Origin of the sequence: Pigmentiphaga sp., from assembly GCF_019689535.1 — a bacterium.
Taxonomy (GTDB): domain Bacteria; phylum Pseudomonadota; class Gammaproteobacteria; order Burkholderiales; family Burkholderiaceae_B; genus Pigmentiphaga.
Map to the genome: position 1 here is coordinate 1 of NZ_JADGHH010000080.1, position 14,234 is coordinate 14,234.

A 14,234-nucleotide genomic window follows, 5' to 3' on the forward strand; every position below is an offset into this window, starting at 1 on the left:
CTTTTCGCGGAGTACCTCGCGGTGAATGCGCTGCCCACCCCCACCCCGGCCCGCCAAGGCGCTGCACTGCGGTTCTCGCGCGTCACCAAGCTGTTCGACACTCGCGAAGGCGACGAAGTCTGCGCCTTGGACGACTTTGACCTCACCATCCAGCCGGGCGAGTTCGTCGCCGTGGTCGGCCCCAGCGGCTGCGGCAAGAGCACGCTGCTGTCGATGGCTGCAGGCCTGGACACCCCCACCGCCGGGCACGTCAGCATCGACGGAAAGGTGCTCACCGCCCCTCATCCTGAATCCGCGACGGTATTCCAGGCCGATCAATTGCTGCCCTGGCGTACGGTGCTGGACAACATCCTGCTGCCTCTCGGCTTGCGTGGAAAACTGACGCGGGAGCATCACGAGCAGGCCGAAGCCTGGCTCCGGCGCGTCGGCCTGGCCGGTTTCGGCAACAAATATCCGCATGAGTTGTCGGGCGGCATGCGGCAGCGCGTCTCGCTCTGCCGCGCATTGATCCAGCATCCCCGGCTGCTCTTGATGGACGAACCGTTCGGCGCACTCGACGCCCTCACGCGCGAACAGATGATCGCCGACCTGCAATCGCTGTGGACATCGCTCGGCAACTCCGTGCTGTTCATCACGCATGGCATCGATGAAGCAGTGTTCCTGGCCGACCGCGTCATCGTCATGTCCCCCCGCCCGGGACGCATCGCGCTGGAACTTGCCGTACCGCTGCCTCGCCCGCGACGCTGGAAAGACGCCTTGCAGGATCCCACGTTCCACTCCCTGATGGCCACGGTCAGGGAAACCTTCCAGGCGCAGGGCGTGCTCCGCTAGGGTTCCCCCGGGGTTTCCCGTCTTTATAAGGCTACCTTATATTTAACGATACGCTGTCATGAGAGCAGCGGTCCCGCCGGCTGTCATCGATCCGGCATGCATGGCCAACGATCCAGGAGACATCATGCTTAGCTTACGCGTGTTGGCGAGCGTTGCAGTGCTCGCGGGAATTGCTCACTTCCCCGCCCATTCCGCTGACTATCCCACTCGCCCGATCCGCTTGGTGGTGGGTTACACCGCGGGCGGCGGCAGCGACATCCTCGCCCGGGTCATCGCGCAAAAAATGTCCGAGGGGTTGGGGGTACAGGTCATCGTCGAGAACCGGCCCGGCGCCGCCTCGATGATCGCGACCGAATACGTCGCCCGGGCCGAGCCTGACGGTTACACGATCCTGCTCGGCGCGAGCGGATCCCTGGCGATCAACCCGGCGCTCTACAAGGAGGTGAAGTACGACTCCGCAAAGGATTTCGCACCCATTTCGCTGGTCGCCTCCCTTCCCGTATTGATGGCGGTCAACAAGAGCGGCCCGGCGCAGAACCTTCCCGATTTGATCAAGTACGCCAAGGCGAATCCGGACAAGGCGAATTACTCGTCTGCCGCGGCGCCGTTCCGGCTCATCGGCGAACAGATCAACCTGCAGGCCGGCACCAAGTTCCAAGAGATTAACTACAAGGGAAGCACCGACGCCGTGAACGCCGCCGTGGCCGGAGACGTGCTGGCCACCATTTCGGACTCCATTTCCATCGGCGTCGGCATCAAGACGGGCAAGCTTCAGCCCATCGCCATCACCTCCCCCAAGGAGCATCCGTCCTTCCCAGGTGTGCCGACCTTTACCAGCCTGGGGCTGAAAGGCCTGGACATGCAGCTCTGGCAGGGCCTGCTTGCCCCGGCCGGAACCCCGCCCGCCATCATCGAGCGGCTCGAGCGGGAAGTGCATCGCGTCATTGCGCTGCCGGAGGTTCGCCAACGGTATGCCGGCATGGGCCTGGACCCGGAAACGAACACCGCCTCGGAATTTACGGCGCTGATCCAAAGCGAACTGAAGCGTTGGGGCGACATCGTGAAGGCGGCGGGCATCCCCAAGCTGTAAGCCATGGAGCAGCCGTCGCCGATCGATTTCTATTTCGACCCCATCTCGCCGTACGGCTATCTGGCGTCGACCCAGATCGAATCGCTGGCCGCGCGCTACGGACGGCGGGTGGAGTGGCGTCCGGTCCTGTTGAGCGTCACCGTCCTGCAGGTAATGGGCCTGAAGCCGGTGCCGGCCACGCCCCTGAAAGGCGACTACTCGCGGCGTGATAAGAACCGCCTGGCGCGCCTGCTGGGCGTGCCGATGTGCGAACCGCGCCACCCCGACGTCTCGCCCATACGCGCACTGCGGGCCTTTCTCTGGCTCAAGCAGCGGGATGCGGCACAAGCCGCCGCCTTTGCGCGCAGCCTGTGCGCCCGCCTGTGGGCGCGCGGTGAAAACATCTCTGCAACAGAAGACGTCCTGGACGAAGCCGCGCGCCTGGGCCTGGACGTCGAGGCGATGCGCGCAGGCATGGAATCGCCCGAGATCAAGACGCTCCTGCGCGAAGAAGTAGACCGCGCCGTCGCGGCCGGCGTCTTTGGCGTGCCGTTCTTCATCGTGGACGGCGAGCCCTTCTGGGGCGTGGACCGCCTGTGGATGCTCGAACACTGGCTCAAATACCAATCGTGGGACCCCAAGCCATGATCCGCTCCGACACCTTGCTCCAGTTCACCGGACAGGACCTGCCGACCCTGCTTGATAGAAAAGCCGCCGAACGGGGCAATCACCCGCTGCTCATCTGGGCCCCCGAGCCCGGCGTATCGCGCACCTGGTCTTATGCGCAGTTTGCCGACCAGGTCGCGCGCCTGGCGGGCGGGCTCCAGGCGCGCGGCATCCGCGCGGGTGACCGCATACTGATGCATTTGGAGAACTGTCCGGAATTCCTGCTCACGTACTTCGCCTGCGCGTACGTCGGCGCGATCTGCGTTCCCACGAACGCGATGGCCGTCGGGCCGGAGTTGGCCTACTTCGCCGAACTCACCGGCGCCCGGGGCGCCGTGACCCAACCCCGGTTCGCAGACAAGATCCGCACCCATTGCCGCGGCCTGGAATGGGTCGCCGTGACAGACGACGATGCCGGGCAAGCCCCCGAGGCCGGCACCGCCCCGCACGCCGACGAACGTTACGCGAGCCTGTTCGCTTCGCCCGCGCCGCGGCGCGCGCCCAACGCGTCGGCGCCGCTGTCCGTGTTGTTCACCAGCGGCACGACCTCCCGGCCGAAAGGGGTGCTCTGGACCCATGCCAATGTGCTGTGGGCTGCCCGGCTGGGTGCCATGCAGCAGTCGCTGCGCAGCGACGACATCTTCCATGTTTTCCTGCCGCTGTTCCACGTCGTAGGTTTGTCGTGGTCCGTATTCCCCGCAATCTGGGCGGGAGCCAGCATCGTACTGCAGCCGCGCTTCTCGGCCAGCCGCTACTGGCCCGTGGCCCTGGAACACCGCAGCACGGTCGGCTCGCATGTCATCTTCAGCGCCAACGTCCTGGCCGGCATGCCGGTCCCGCCCCGGCACCATTTTCGCCAGTGGTGCAATGCCTTGTGGCTGCCCGAGCACGAAGCCTACTTCGGGATGAGGATGATGGGTGCCTGGGGCATGACGGAAATGGTCGCGCAAGGCATCGTCACCGATCCTTGGTCGCCCCCACGCCCCGGCGCCATCGGCCGCGCCTCCGTCGGCTACGGCGTGCGCATCGTTGATGAGCACGGGCGCGACTGCAAACCCGGCGAGCGCGGCCTGCTTCTGATCCGGGGCGTGCCCGGCGTCACGATCTTCGCGGAATATTTCGGCAATGCCGAGGCGACCCGGGACGCTTTCGACGACGACGGCTACTTCAAGACCGGAGACAGCGTGCTGCTGCACGAAGACGGCTGCATCCAGTTCGGAGACCGCGCCAAAGACCTCATCAAGGTCGGTGGCGAGGGCGTATCGGCGGCAGAAATCGAACGCGTCGTCCGCACCGTCGAGGGGGTCGCCGAAGCGGCGGTGGTTGCGCGCCCGGACTCCGCCTACGGCGAAGTGCCCGTCGCGTTCATCCGCACGGCTGCCGATGCAAAGCCGGGCCCTGCCTTGGCCGAAACGATCATCGAGACCTGCCGGCGCGAGCTCGCGAAGTACAAAGTGCCGCGCGACGTCGTGTTCGTGGATGACTTTCCCCGCATCGGCGTAGGGAAGATTTCCAAGGCCAAGTTGCGGGAAATGGCAGCGGCGAGCGCGCCGGCCCAAGCCAAGCGATAAGCGCAGCAACCGGGGCGGGGCAACAGCCGCCGGCGCCTGAGGCCCCGCGTGCCTTGCTCCCCACGCGTTGTATCCTGTTCCGGAACCGGCCGAGGCATAGGCCTCGCCTTTCCGGAGAAAACATGGATACCCGTGCCGACATTCATCATGCCGCTGCCACCGGCTATGCAAGAGAGGCCGACACCTATGTTCGCGGCCGCCCCGATTACCCGCCCGAGATCGACGCCTGGCTACACGACACGGTACGCCTGCAACCGGGCACGATCGTCCTCGACCTTGGTGCCGGCACGGGCAAATTCACTCCCCGCCTGGTCGCCACGGGCGCGCACGTCATTGCGGTGGAACCGGTGACAGCCATGCTGGACAAGCTCGCGGCTGCGCTGCCCGGAGTCGAAGCGAAGGTGGGCACTGCCGAAGCCATCCCCCTGCCCGATGCCTCGGTGGATGCCGTGGTATGCGCCCAGGCCTTCCACTGGTTCGCCAACGCCGAAGCCCTGAACGAAATTCATCGCGTGCTCAAGCCCGGGGGACGGCTGGCACTGGTGTGGAACATGCGCGACGCCCGCGTTCCATGGGTCGCCCAGATCGACCGCATCGTCAACGAGTTCGAAGGCGATGCCCCGCGCTACTACACGGGCGCCTGGCGCAAGGCGTTTCCTCATTCCGGCTTCGGGCCGATGGACGAGCGGCACTACGCCAACGCGCACACGGGATCGCCCGAGGACGTCATCTTCAACCGCGTGCGTTCGACCAGCTTCATCGCCGCCTTGCCGCCCGAAAAACGGGCAGAGGTCGACGCGCGTTTGCAGGCGCTGATCGATGCCGAACCCGGGCTGCGCGGCCGCGCCGTCGTGACAGTTCCTTACGACACGGCCGCGTACTGCCTGCCCAGGGCGGATTAGCGCGTAATGCCTTTGCTCTCGATCAGGGCCCCCAGCATGTCATAGTCTTTCCGGAGGTTCTTGGCGAGCTTGGCTGCGCACCGCGATCATCGAGCTCTTCCAAGGCGGGCCGTATCCGCAGTCCAAGTCCAAGCCGTGCGCCCCGAGCCGGGTCCGATCACGGCGCCGAGCCTGACCCCAGCAAGTCTTCTATCTTCACCGGCAGGTCCCGCACGCGCACTCCGGTGGCGTGGTAGACGGCCGAAGCGATGGCCGCCGCGATTCCGGCCAGGCCAATCTCGCCTATGCCGCGGGCGCCGAGTTCATTGAGCACCACATCGGGGTGCTCGATGAAGCACACATCGATCTCGGGCGCATCTGCGTGGGTGGCGACCATGTAGTCGGCAAGATTGTTGTTGATGGGTGCGCCGCTGCGCTCGTCATAGATAGTCTCCTCCAGCAACGCCATGCCTACGCCCATCACGATGGCACCCTCTACCTGGTTGCGGCCTGTACGCGGATTGATGATGCGGCCGGCGTCGATCGCGGTCACGACCCGCGACACGCGCAGGCGGGCAATGGCCGGCTCCCATGTCACTTCCACGAAATGGGCGCCGAAAGAATGATTCGAATGGCGTTGGTACGCCGGGTCCTTGCTACTGGCCTTCGCGCTACCCCGTCCGGAGAGGACGTTCAGCTTGGCCGCCTGCAGAATCCGTTCGAATGCCACGCCTGCCGCCGGTGGTTCTCCTACCCGGTGCAGCCGGCCGTCGCTCATGCACCATGCATCGACGTCCTCCGCCGGCTCGACCCACCCAAGCCGCTCGGCACAATGCGCGAGCCGCGCAAGCGCGTCGCGCGCCGCGGCGAGGACGGCGGGCACAAGAGATCCCGTGGCCATGGAGCCACCCGAGGTCGGCCCGGCCGGCAGTGTCGTATCGCCCAATTGCACCTCGATGCATCCGGCCGGCACGCCGAGTACGTGGGCCGTCATTTGCGCCATGACGGTATAGGTTCCGGTGCCGATGTCCTGCGTGGCGCTGGCTACGCGCACCGTCCCATCGGCCCGCAGGTCCACCTGCGCTTCGGCTTTCAACCGCGTCGCCATCCAGGAGCAGGAAGCCATGCCCCAGCCCAGCACGAGGCCGTCGCGCCGCATGGCGCCGATGCGGGGGTCCCGCCGCGGCCACCCAAAACGCTCGGCACCTTGCACGAGGCATTCCCGGAGATGGCGGGAGGAAAAAGGCAGGTTACTGGCCTCGTCGCGCGACGGCTCGTTGCGCAGCCGCAGCGCCACGGGATCGATGCCAAGCGCGACGGCGAGTTCGTCCATCGCGGATTCGATCGCGTACAGGCCCGGCACGGCGCCCGGTCCGCGCATGGAAGTCGTCGGGGCGATGTCGCGCCTCGCCGAACCGTAGGTCACTCGCAGGTTGGGGGTACTGTAGAGAAACGCGGATGCCTCGCCGCAATTTTCCTTGTGGTATTCCTCCCGCGCAACATGGAAGAGATAGTCGTGCTGCAGCGAAGTCAGCTTGCCGTCGGCCGTTGCCGAGAGCCGGACCCGCTGCCGGGTATTGGAGCGGTGGCCGACGTTGTGGAACATCATGCGCCGGCTCAGCACCAGCTTCACCGGCTGCCGCACGTCTCGGGCCGCTGCGGCGGCAAGCGCCGAATGCCCCCACGGCCAAAGCTTGCTGCCGAAACCCGATCCGACATGCTCGGTGATGACGCGCACCCGGTGGGGAGGCTCCCCTAGCATCGCAGCCAAGGCGACACGGTGATTCACCACTGCCTGCGAGCTCTCGTACAAGGTAAAGCCTTGGCCCTCGTCGTACATGGCCACCGTGGCATGCATTTCCAGGGGATTGTTCGTTTCCGGCGGCGTGGTGTAGACGCGATCGATGCACACCTCGCCACGCTCGAAGGCACTGGGGGCGTCACCCCGTTCGGACTCCACCTGCGGCGCTTCCTCGGGAGCAAGCTCCATGGAAACGTCGGGCGGTTCTTCTTCATACTCCACCGTGATGGCAGCCGCGGCGGCGCAAGCCTGCTCGAGCGTCCCAGCGACGACCAGCGCGACGTATTGCCCGTAATAGCGGATCACGTCGTCGTCGAGCGGCGGCCGGTACTCGTCAAGCTTGGCCGTTTTTTCCTCGATCCGGGAAAAACGCCCGATGTTCTCGCGCGTAAAAACCTTTCTGACGCCGGGCATGTCCTGCGCAACGCGGGTCTCGATGCGCCGTATCCGGCCTCGGGCCACCGTCGCGCATACGGGCACGGCATACAGCATCGCAGGGAAGTGATGGTCTGCGGCATAGCGTGCACGGCCTGCCACCTTGAGGGGCCCCTCCACGCGTGTCCAACCGGCGCCGATCGGGGAAAGAGTATGGGAAGGTGTCGTCGACATGACGCATCAGTCCCCTGTCGTAACGGTTTTCAAGGCATGCACCAGGCTCCGGCGCGCCAACTCGATCTTGAAGGCGTTGTCACGCTGGGGCCGCGCGTCGCGCAGCAATTCGGCAGCCGCGGCTTCGAATACCTTCGCGGACGGCGCGCCGGTCAGCATCATGTCGGCCGCACTCGTGCGCCATGGTCGCGTCCCGACGCCACCCAAAGCCACGCGGGCCTTCTGTATGCTGCCCTGCGCCAGCGTGACCACCACAGCGGCCGACGCCAACGCGAACTCATAGGACGCCCGGTCCCGCAGCTTGAGATACAGCGATCGGGTTCCGGGCGGCCAGGGCGGCAGCGTCACATGGGTAATGAGCTCGCCCGGTCGCAATACGGTTTCGCGCTCGGGCGCATCGCCAGGCAGGAGAAAGAAGTCGTCGATATCCACCGAGCGCCTGCCATCGACTCCCTGGATTTCAATGGTTGCGCCCAGCGCCATCAACGCCACGTTCATATCAGAGGGATTGCTCGCGATGCACGCCTCGCTCGTGCCGAGCACCGCCAAGTTCCGGTGGTAGCCGCCCATGGCGGGGCAACCAGAGCCGGGCGCCCGCTTGTTGCACGGCATGGCCGCATCGCGAAAGTACACACAGCGCGTCCGCTGCAGCAGATTGCCGCCGGTGGTCGCCATGTTCCTCAATTGCGGTGACGCGCCGGAAAGCAGGGCTTGGGATAAGACCGAATAGTGCTCGCGGATGACTTCGTGCTGCGCCAGGTCGGCATTGCGCACCATGGCGCCGATGCGCACCCCGCCCGCCGGCGTAGGTTCGATCTTATCGAGCCGGAGATGGCCGATGTCCACCACCACGCCCGGGCGTTCGACGCCCAGCTTCATCAGATCCACCAGCGTCGTGCCGCCTGCCAGGAACCGTACCTGCGCACCTAATTGCCTGTCGCCGTACGCGGCGGATGTCACGGCCTCCGCGACGTCGTCCGCCCGCCACAATTGGAACATTTCCATGGACGGCCGCCTTCAGGATGCTGCGCGGCGGACCTGCTGTACCGCCGCCAGGATGTTCTGGTAAGCGCCGCAACGGCAGAGATTACCGCTCATGCATTCTTTCACCTCGGCGTCGGACATGCCGCAAGGCTCATTCAGCAACGCGGCCGCCGACATGACCTGGCCCGGCGTGCAATAGCCGCATTGATAGGCGTCATGCTCCAGGAATGCCGCCTGCACGGCGTGCAACGTGCCGCTTTCGGCCAGGCCCTCGACCGTGGTTACTTGGCGTCCGTCCAGCGTTGCCGCGAGGATGAGGCAGGCGTTGACGCGCCTGCCATCGAGGTGAACCGTACAGGCCCCGCACTGGCCGTGATCGCAGCCCTTCTTGGCGCCGGCCAGCCCCAGCGTCTCGCGCAGGCAGTCGAGCAAGGTCGTGCGCGCATCGAGGTCGAGTTCGTGCGGGCGACCATTCACATGCAGAGTAAGCTTCATGGTGCGGGTTCCCCGTGAACCGCAATAAAGCCTCGCTCTCGCAAGCGCCGTGCCCGCTGGCCTGCGGCGGATGCTGCGCAGGACCTCCACCTTGGGGAAGGGGGTGATCGCCCGCCGGAAGCGCTTACCTGCGGGCGACACATGTGCGGGTTATTCCGGCGTGATGCCCGCCTGCTTCACCAGGGCGGCCCATTTCTTGATTTCCTTGGCGCGATAAGTCGCCAGCTCTTCCGGCGTAGAAGTGCGCGGGTCGACGTTGAGCTCCAGCATCTTGCGCTTGACCGCCGGCATTTGCACGACCTTGGTCAAGCTCTCATTCAAGCGGTCGATCACGTCTTTGGGCGTTCCCGCCGGTGCAAATATCGCAAACCAGTTTTCAATGGCATACCCAGGCAGGCCGGACTCCGCCATGGTGGGCACGTCGGGCATTTGCTCGCTTCGCGTTTCACTGGTGATGGCCAGGGCACGCAAGGCGCCCTGCTTGACCAGCGGCACGGCAGCCACGATGCCGGAGAAGTACATCTCGACCTGGCCAGCCAGCAGGTCATTCAGGGCGGGGCCACCGCCGCGGTAGGGCACGTGCACGATGTCGACCCCCGCCATGCTCTTGAACAATTCCGCAGCGAGGTGGGTAGGCGTACCCACGCCTGCCGAAGCGAAATTGACCTTGCCCGGCGAAGCCTTGGCATGGGCGATCAGTTCTTGCACGCTGCGGTACGGCTGGCGGGCGCCGACCACCAGGAGAGAGGGAGAAGTGCCGACCATGCCAACCGCATCGAAGTCTTTCTCGGCATCATAGGGAAGCTTGGAATAGAGACTGGGGGCGATCCCGAACGATGCCGTCCCGCCCAGTATCAGGGTGTATCCATCCGGCGCAGACTTGGCCACCATGTCCGCACCTATGGTGCCTCCGGCCCCGCCTTTGTTCTCGATGACCACCGGTTTGCCGAGATCGTTGCCCATTTCGGTGGCAAGCAGCCGGCCGAGCACGTCATTGGGGCCACCCGGCGGGAAGGGGATCATCATCCGGATGGGACGTTCCGGGTACGTGGAAGCGATCGCCAAAGAAGCCGTACAGGCGAAGAATGCACCGACCAGAAGACGCTGGACGCCTTTGCGCGAGCGGGAAGGCGAAAACCGGCCGGCACGGCGAGGCTGGGTGGAATACGGCATGGTGTCTCCTTGAATACGGGCGGCCCCTGCTTGGGAGACCGCGATTTGCCGCTAATCCTAGAGTCGGTCGCGCCGCCCGCACAAACCAGTATTTTTCACCCGACCTTGAAATTTTCTAATGAACTATCCACGCCGTATTTGAGCAGCCACTCCCTGAAAGCGCTGATTTTGGGGTCGTCGGCGCGGGACTGCGGACACACCAGGTGATAGCCGCGGGAACGACGCAACACGAAAGGATGAGGCGCCACCAGTATCCCCTGTTCGAGATCCTTGGCGACGTAGCGGCGCTGCCCGAGGGCAACGCCCAACCCCTGGATGGCGCACTGGTAAATGACGCTGAGATCCTCATAGTACAAATCGTTCTTGGCGTTCTTGCGAACCGCCCCCACCGCGGCGATCCAGTCCGGCCAATGTTGGGGACGGCGGTTCGAGTGCAACAGCGGGAGCTTCAACAATGCCTCGGTGCTCGGCCCGGAAGGCAGCCTCGCCGCCAGCTGCGGCGCCATCACAGGGGTCAGCTCGTCGCTGAACAAGAGATCGCTGCGCAAACCCTCCCACGGCCCGTCGCCATAAAGAATGCCGACGTCTACCGTGTCGCGGCGGAAGTCCACCGCGTCCACGCTCGACGCAAGGCGAATCTTGATATTCGGATGGGCGTGCTGGAAGGCAGGCAGCAAGGGAATCAGCCAGCGCACGAAAAAAGTGGTGTGGCCCCGCACGGTCAAGACCTGCGCCGACCCCGACGAAACCAGCTCCTGCGTCGCGCGCACGATTTGCTCGAAAGCGACGCTCAGGCCTTTGGCATACATTTCTCCGCCGCGTGTCAGCTTGGGCGGGCGCTCGCTTCGATCGAACAAGGCGAATCCCAGCCAGCTTTCGAGAGCCTTGATCTGATGGCTGACCGCGCCGGGCGTGATGTGCAGCTCCGCAGCCGCTTCCGTGAAGCTCAAGTGCCGCGCCGCGCTTTCAAAGACGCGCAGCGGATTCAATGGCGGGAGTTGAGGATTCATGGCGTCTCAGCATGAATTTTTCTAAAAACTGAATGAAGTATTTTGGATGGCGATGCGAGATGGTACTGCCTTAAGATGGCCGCGCCAGTCGCCTTGAAGGCGCCACGAGACAACATCATTCGCCGACCGGGCGGGTGTAGGAGCCCTTGCATGAGCCTGAACTACTCCACCGATTTCCCGTCTCTCAAAGACCAGGTTGACGCAGCGGAATGGCGCACGCGCGTCGACCTTGCCGCATGCTACCGGCTGATGGACCGGTATGGCATGACGGACATGATATACAACCACATCACCGCGCAAATTCCCGGCAAGAAGGAGCGCCTGCTGATCAACCTGTACGGCCTGCTGTATAAGGAAATCACGGCGTCCAGCCTGGTCGAAATCGATTACGACGGCAACGTCCACCGCAGCCCCGAGACGGCCTACGGCATCAACCGTTCGGGCTATGTCATCCACGGATGCATCCACCGCGCGCGCCCCGACGTGCATTGCATCATCCACACGCATACGCGCGCCGGCATGGCGGTTTCCGCCATGGATTGCGGGCTACTTCCCATCACCCAGACGGCATCGCGCTTCTACGGCCACATCGCCTACCACGAGTTCGAGGGCCCGGCGATCGATCTGGACGAACAAGCGCGCCTGGTCGCGGATCTCGGCCCGCACAACGCCATGATCCTGCGCAACCACGGCCTATTGGTATGCGCGCCGTCCATCCCCCAGGCCTTCAACCTCATGTACCACCTCGAGCTCTCCTGCCGCGCCCAAGTCGATGCCATGAGCGGCGGACTCGAACACGTCAAGATCCCCTCGGACGAAGTCCTCGCCCGCGCCGCCCATTTGTACCAACCCGGCACGCGCAGACCATACGGGGAGCTCGAATGGCATGCGCTATTGCGCTGGCTGGATGCCGAGCCGGGTGGATTCCCGCGCTATGACAGCTGACGTTCGACCGCGCCGCCAACCGCCCATTCTTCCATCGCTTACCACGACCCCATGCGCAAGATCCCCCTTCGACGGCCCCTCGTCGAGATCGACGGCGACGAAATGGCCCGCGTCATGTGGGCCTGGATCAAGGAATCGCTGATCCTGCCTTACGTCGAAGGCGAGCTGCTGTACTTCGATCTGGGGATACGGAACCGGGACGCAACGGGCGACCAGGTGACACTGGAGGCCGCGCGCGCCACGTTGCGCCATGGCGTGGCCGTCAAGTGCGCCACCATCACGCACGACCTGGCACGGATGCACGAATTCGGCTCGCCCGCCATGCTGCCCAGCCCGAATGCCACGTTCCGCAACGTCCTGAACGGCACGGTTTTCCGCGAGCCCATTTGTTGCCGCAACATTCCCCGCCTCGTCCCCCATTGGGACCAGCCCATCGTCATCGCCCGCCATGCGTTCGGCGACCACTCCAATGCGACGCAGATCGAACTGCCCGGCCCCGGAACGCTCACGCTGCGCTTTGCCCCCGACGGCGACGCTGCGGCGATCGAACGAGAAGTGTGCCGCGTCGACGGCTCAGGCATCGCCATGGCCATGTACAACCTTGACGCCTCCATTACGGGGTTCGCCAGGGCAGTGTTTCGTTATGGACTGCTACGGCAGTATCCGGTTTACCTCTCGACGAAGCACACCATCATCAAGACCTACGATGGGCGCTTTTCCGCCATCTTCCAGGACGTGTTCGAGCGCGAATTCGCCCAGGCCTACCGCGAGGCCGGCCTCACCTACGAACACCGCCTGATCGACGACATGGTGGCCAGCGCGCTCAAGTGGCGAGGTGGATACATCTGGGCTTGCAAGAACTACGACGGCGACGTGCAATCCGACACCGTCGCCCAAGGCTTCGGGTCGCTCGGCCTCATGACCTCGGTGCTGGTCACGCCCGACGGCGGCGCCTTCGAAGCCGAGGCGGCGCATGGCACGGTCACGCGACACTATCGCGAACACCAGGCAGGGCGAGAAACATCCACCAACCCGATCGCCTCGATCTTCGCTTGGACGAGAGGGCTGCGGCGCCGTGCCGAACTCGATGAAACGCCCGACCTGGCCGCCTTTGCATCGGCGCTGGAACGTGCATGCATCGCCACCGTGGAAGCGGGATGCATGACGCGCGACCTGGCTACCCTGGTAAGCCCGGACCACCCCTGGGTGAGCACCCGGGCCTTTCTTGAACGCGTCGCAGCGACGTTGCGACGCGAACTCGGCGCCTGAGCGACGCGACTCAGCCCGCTGCGCCGGCCTTGGGAACGGTCACGCCGGTGACGGCATGACGCGCGAGCGCTTCCTCGACGAAGCCCGAAGCCTTCATCTCTTCGACGAAAGCGGCCAGATAAGCATGCGCCGCTTCCCCCCGAGACTTCGGCAGCCCCATGGCCTGCCGGATCAGCATGAAATGGCCCGGCAGCAGGCGCAGCCCCCCATGCCGCGCCGCGTCGGCCTCAAGCTGCTGGCGCACGCCCGCAGCCACGTCCGCACCGCTTTCCAAGAACACGTCCACCACCGCGGGGGAAGTCGGCGCCCGCTCGATGGTCGCATGTTGCAGGCTGCGCGTCAGATACAGATCGTAGGCGCTACCTTTGCCCACGGTGACGCGGACACCGGGCCGGTCCACCTCGGACTGCTCGACGACGGGGGAACCGTCACGTACGAGATAGGCGCCTTCGATCACCACATAGGGTTCGGTAAACGCAATGTGCTCACCGCGCTTGGGGTCGATGGCGAAAAACCCGATGTCTGCCTTTTCCGCGGCAACGGCCTCGACCGACTCGCCGGCCGAGGGAAAGATCACCAACTCCAGCTCCACGCCCAGCCGCCTGGCCAGCTCCCCCGCCAGGTCCACCGACACCCCGCGCGCACCGCGCTGGTCGTCGCGACTGGCAAGAATCGGATTGCCCACGTTGATGGAAGCGCGCAAGACCTGCTTGGGCGTAAAAGCGGAGCGAACGACTTCGGTAGCTGGTTGCATGACGGTTTCCGTAAAAAGGGAAGCGACAGTGAAAGCGGGAAGCCCGCGCGATGACCTACTGGGTATCGGGCGAAGAAGGCCCCGGTGCGACGCGGCGGCTGTGCCACCATATTACCCAAGCGGCGGCGGAAACATGAGGGATATCACACTGTCGCGCCCGGGGCTCGCTCTAGACT

The 14,234-nt window shown here is 64.9% G+C and carries 13 protein-coding genes; 7 read left to right on the top strand and 6 right to left on the bottom strand.

The features are described 5' to 3' along the window. The 5 genes from IRZ12_RS08900 to IRZ12_RS08920 form a co-directional block, all read left to right on the top strand. On the top strand, positions 1-831 hold an 831-nt coding region (locus IRZ12_RS08900; protein WP_367181585.1), incomplete at its 5' end, for an ABC transporter ATP-binding protein. Positions 832-955: 124 nt separating this feature from the next. Further along, the gene (locus IRZ12_RS08905; RefSeq protein ID WP_296467418.1) at positions 956-1,921 is read left to right on the top strand and encodes a tripartite tricarboxylate transporter substrate binding protein; all 966 of its coding nucleotides are present in this window, start codon (positions 956-958) and stop codon (positions 1,919-1,921) included. Positions 1,922-1,924: 3 nt separating this feature from the next. Continuing rightward, positions 1,925-2,548, top strand: coding sequence for a 2-hydroxychromene-2-carboxylate isomerase (locus tag IRZ12_RS08910; RefSeq protein WP_296467421.1), 624 nt, complete (start codon positions 1,925-1,927; stop codon positions 2,546-2,548). Continuing rightward, positions 2,545-4,137, top strand: coding sequence for a class I adenylate-forming enzyme family protein (locus tag IRZ12_RS08915; protein ID WP_296467423.1), 1,593 nt, complete (start codon positions 2,545-2,547; stop codon positions 4,135-4,137). The genes IRZ12_RS08910 and IRZ12_RS08915 overlap by 4 nt, the downstream gene beginning before the upstream one ends. 122 nt (positions 4,138-4,259) lie before the next feature. Then, positions 4,260-5,039 (top strand): class I SAM-dependent methyltransferase, encoded by a 780-nt coding sequence (locus tag IRZ12_RS08920; protein WP_296467425.1) that lies wholly within the window; start codon positions 4,260-4,262, stop codon positions 5,037-5,039. Between the two features lie 157 nt (positions 5,040-5,196). On the opposite strand, the gene IRZ12_RS08925 is transcribed toward IRZ12_RS08920, so the two are convergent. The 5 genes from IRZ12_RS08925 to gcvA all read right to left on the bottom strand — a co-directional run bounded on the left by IRZ12_RS08925 (position 5,197) and on the right by gcvA (position 11,090). After that, positions 5,197-7,428, bottom strand: a complete 2,232-nt coding sequence (locus tag IRZ12_RS08925; protein ID WP_296467427.1) for a xanthine dehydrogenase family protein molybdopterin-binding subunit — start codon at positions 7,426-7,428, stop codon at positions 5,197-5,199. 6 nt (positions 7,429-7,434) lie between these two features. Then, positions 7,435-8,433, bottom strand: a complete 999-nt coding sequence (locus tag IRZ12_RS08930; RefSeq protein ID WP_296467430.1) for a xanthine dehydrogenase family protein subunit M — start codon at positions 8,431-8,433, stop codon at positions 7,435-7,437. Between the two features lie 12 nt (positions 8,434-8,445). Further along, a complete protein-coding gene (locus IRZ12_RS08935) occupies positions 8,446-8,907 on the bottom strand; it encodes a (2Fe-2S)-binding protein (protein WP_296467433.1) in 462 nt (153 codons plus the stop codon). Between the two features lie 150 nt (positions 8,908-9,057). Next, positions 9,058-10,080 carry a tripartite tricarboxylate transporter substrate binding protein gene (locus tag IRZ12_RS08940; protein WP_296467435.1) on the bottom strand — a complete coding sequence of 341 codons (1,023 nt, stop codon included), beginning with the start codon at positions 10,078-10,080 and terminating at the stop codon, positions 9,058-9,060. A 95-nt stretch (positions 10,081-10,175) separates the two neighbouring features. Then, the gene (gcvA, locus tag IRZ12_RS08945; RefSeq protein ID WP_296467438.1) at positions 10,176-11,090 is read right to left on the bottom strand and encodes a transcriptional regulator GcvA; all 915 of its coding nucleotides are present in this window, start codon (positions 11,088-11,090) and stop codon (positions 10,176-10,178) included. Between the two features lie 150 nt (positions 11,091-11,240). Between gcvA and IRZ12_RS08950 the strand changes: the two genes are divergently transcribed. Further along, complete coding sequence (locus IRZ12_RS08950; RefSeq protein ID WP_296467442.1) at positions 11,241-12,035, top strand: class II aldolase/adducin family protein; 795 nt, start codon at positions 11,241-11,243, stop codon at positions 12,033-12,035. A gap of 51 nt (positions 12,036-12,086) precedes the next feature. Next, positions 12,087-13,304, top strand: coding sequence for an NADP-dependent isocitrate dehydrogenase (locus IRZ12_RS08955; protein ID WP_296467445.1), 1,218 nt, complete (start codon positions 12,087-12,089; stop codon positions 13,302-13,304). Between the two features lie 10 nt (positions 13,305-13,314). Here the strand turns inward: IRZ12_RS08955 and IRZ12_RS08960 are convergent, their stop codons facing one another. Beyond that, on the bottom strand, positions 13,315-14,058 hold the full coding sequence (locus IRZ12_RS08960; RefSeq protein WP_296467448.1) for an ABC transporter substrate-binding protein: 744 nt from the start codon (positions 14,056-14,058) through the stop codon (positions 13,315-13,317). Between the last annotated feature and the right edge of the window lie 176 nt (positions 14,059-14,234).

Bases quoted from the DNA above. Each gene is read 5' to 3' on its own strand.
- IRZ12_RS08940 (WP_296467435.1), bottom strand. From the start codon at position 10,080: ATGCCGTATTCCACCCAGCCTCGCCGTGCCGGCCGGTTTTCGCCTTCC.
- IRZ12_RS08910 (WP_296467421.1), top strand. From the start codon at position 1,925: ATGGAGCAGCCGTCGCCGATCGATTTCTATTTCGACCCCATCTCGCCG.
- IRZ12_RS08950 (WP_296467442.1), top strand. From the start codon at position 11,241: ATGAGCCTGAACTACTCCACCGATTTCCCGTCTCTCAAAGACCAGGTT.
- IRZ12_RS08920 (WP_296467425.1), top strand. From the start codon at position 4,260: ATGGATACCCGTGCCGACATTCATCATGCCGCTGCCACCGGCTATGCA.
- IRZ12_RS08955 (WP_296467445.1), top strand. From the start codon at position 12,087: ATGCGCAAGATCCCCCTTCGACGGCCCCTCGTCGAGATCGACGGCGAC.
- IRZ12_RS08925 (WP_296467427.1), bottom strand. From the start codon at position 7,428: ATGTCGACGACACCTTCCCATACTCTTTCCCCGATCGGCGCCGGTTGG.
- gcvA (WP_296467438.1), bottom strand. From the start codon at position 11,090: ATGAATCCTCAACTCCCGCCATTGAATCCGCTGCGCGTCTTTGAAAGC.
- IRZ12_RS08905 (WP_296467418.1), top strand. From the start codon at position 956: ATGCTTAGCTTACGCGTGTTGGCGAGCGTTGCAGTGCTCGCGGGAATT.
- IRZ12_RS08960 (WP_296467448.1), bottom strand. From the start codon at position 14,058: ATGCAACCAGCTACCGAAGTCGTTCGCTCCGCTTTTACGCCCAAGCAG.
- IRZ12_RS08930 (WP_296467430.1), bottom strand. From the start codon at position 8,433: ATGGAAATGTTCCAATTGTGGCGGGCGGACGACGTCGCGGAGGCCGTG.
- IRZ12_RS08935 (WP_296467433.1), bottom strand. From the start codon at position 8,907: ATGAAGCTTACTCTGCATGTGAATGGTCGCCCGCACGAACTCGACCTC.
- IRZ12_RS08915 (WP_296467423.1), top strand. From the start codon at position 2,545: ATGATCCGCTCCGACACCTTGCTCCAGTTCACCGGACAGGACCTGCCG.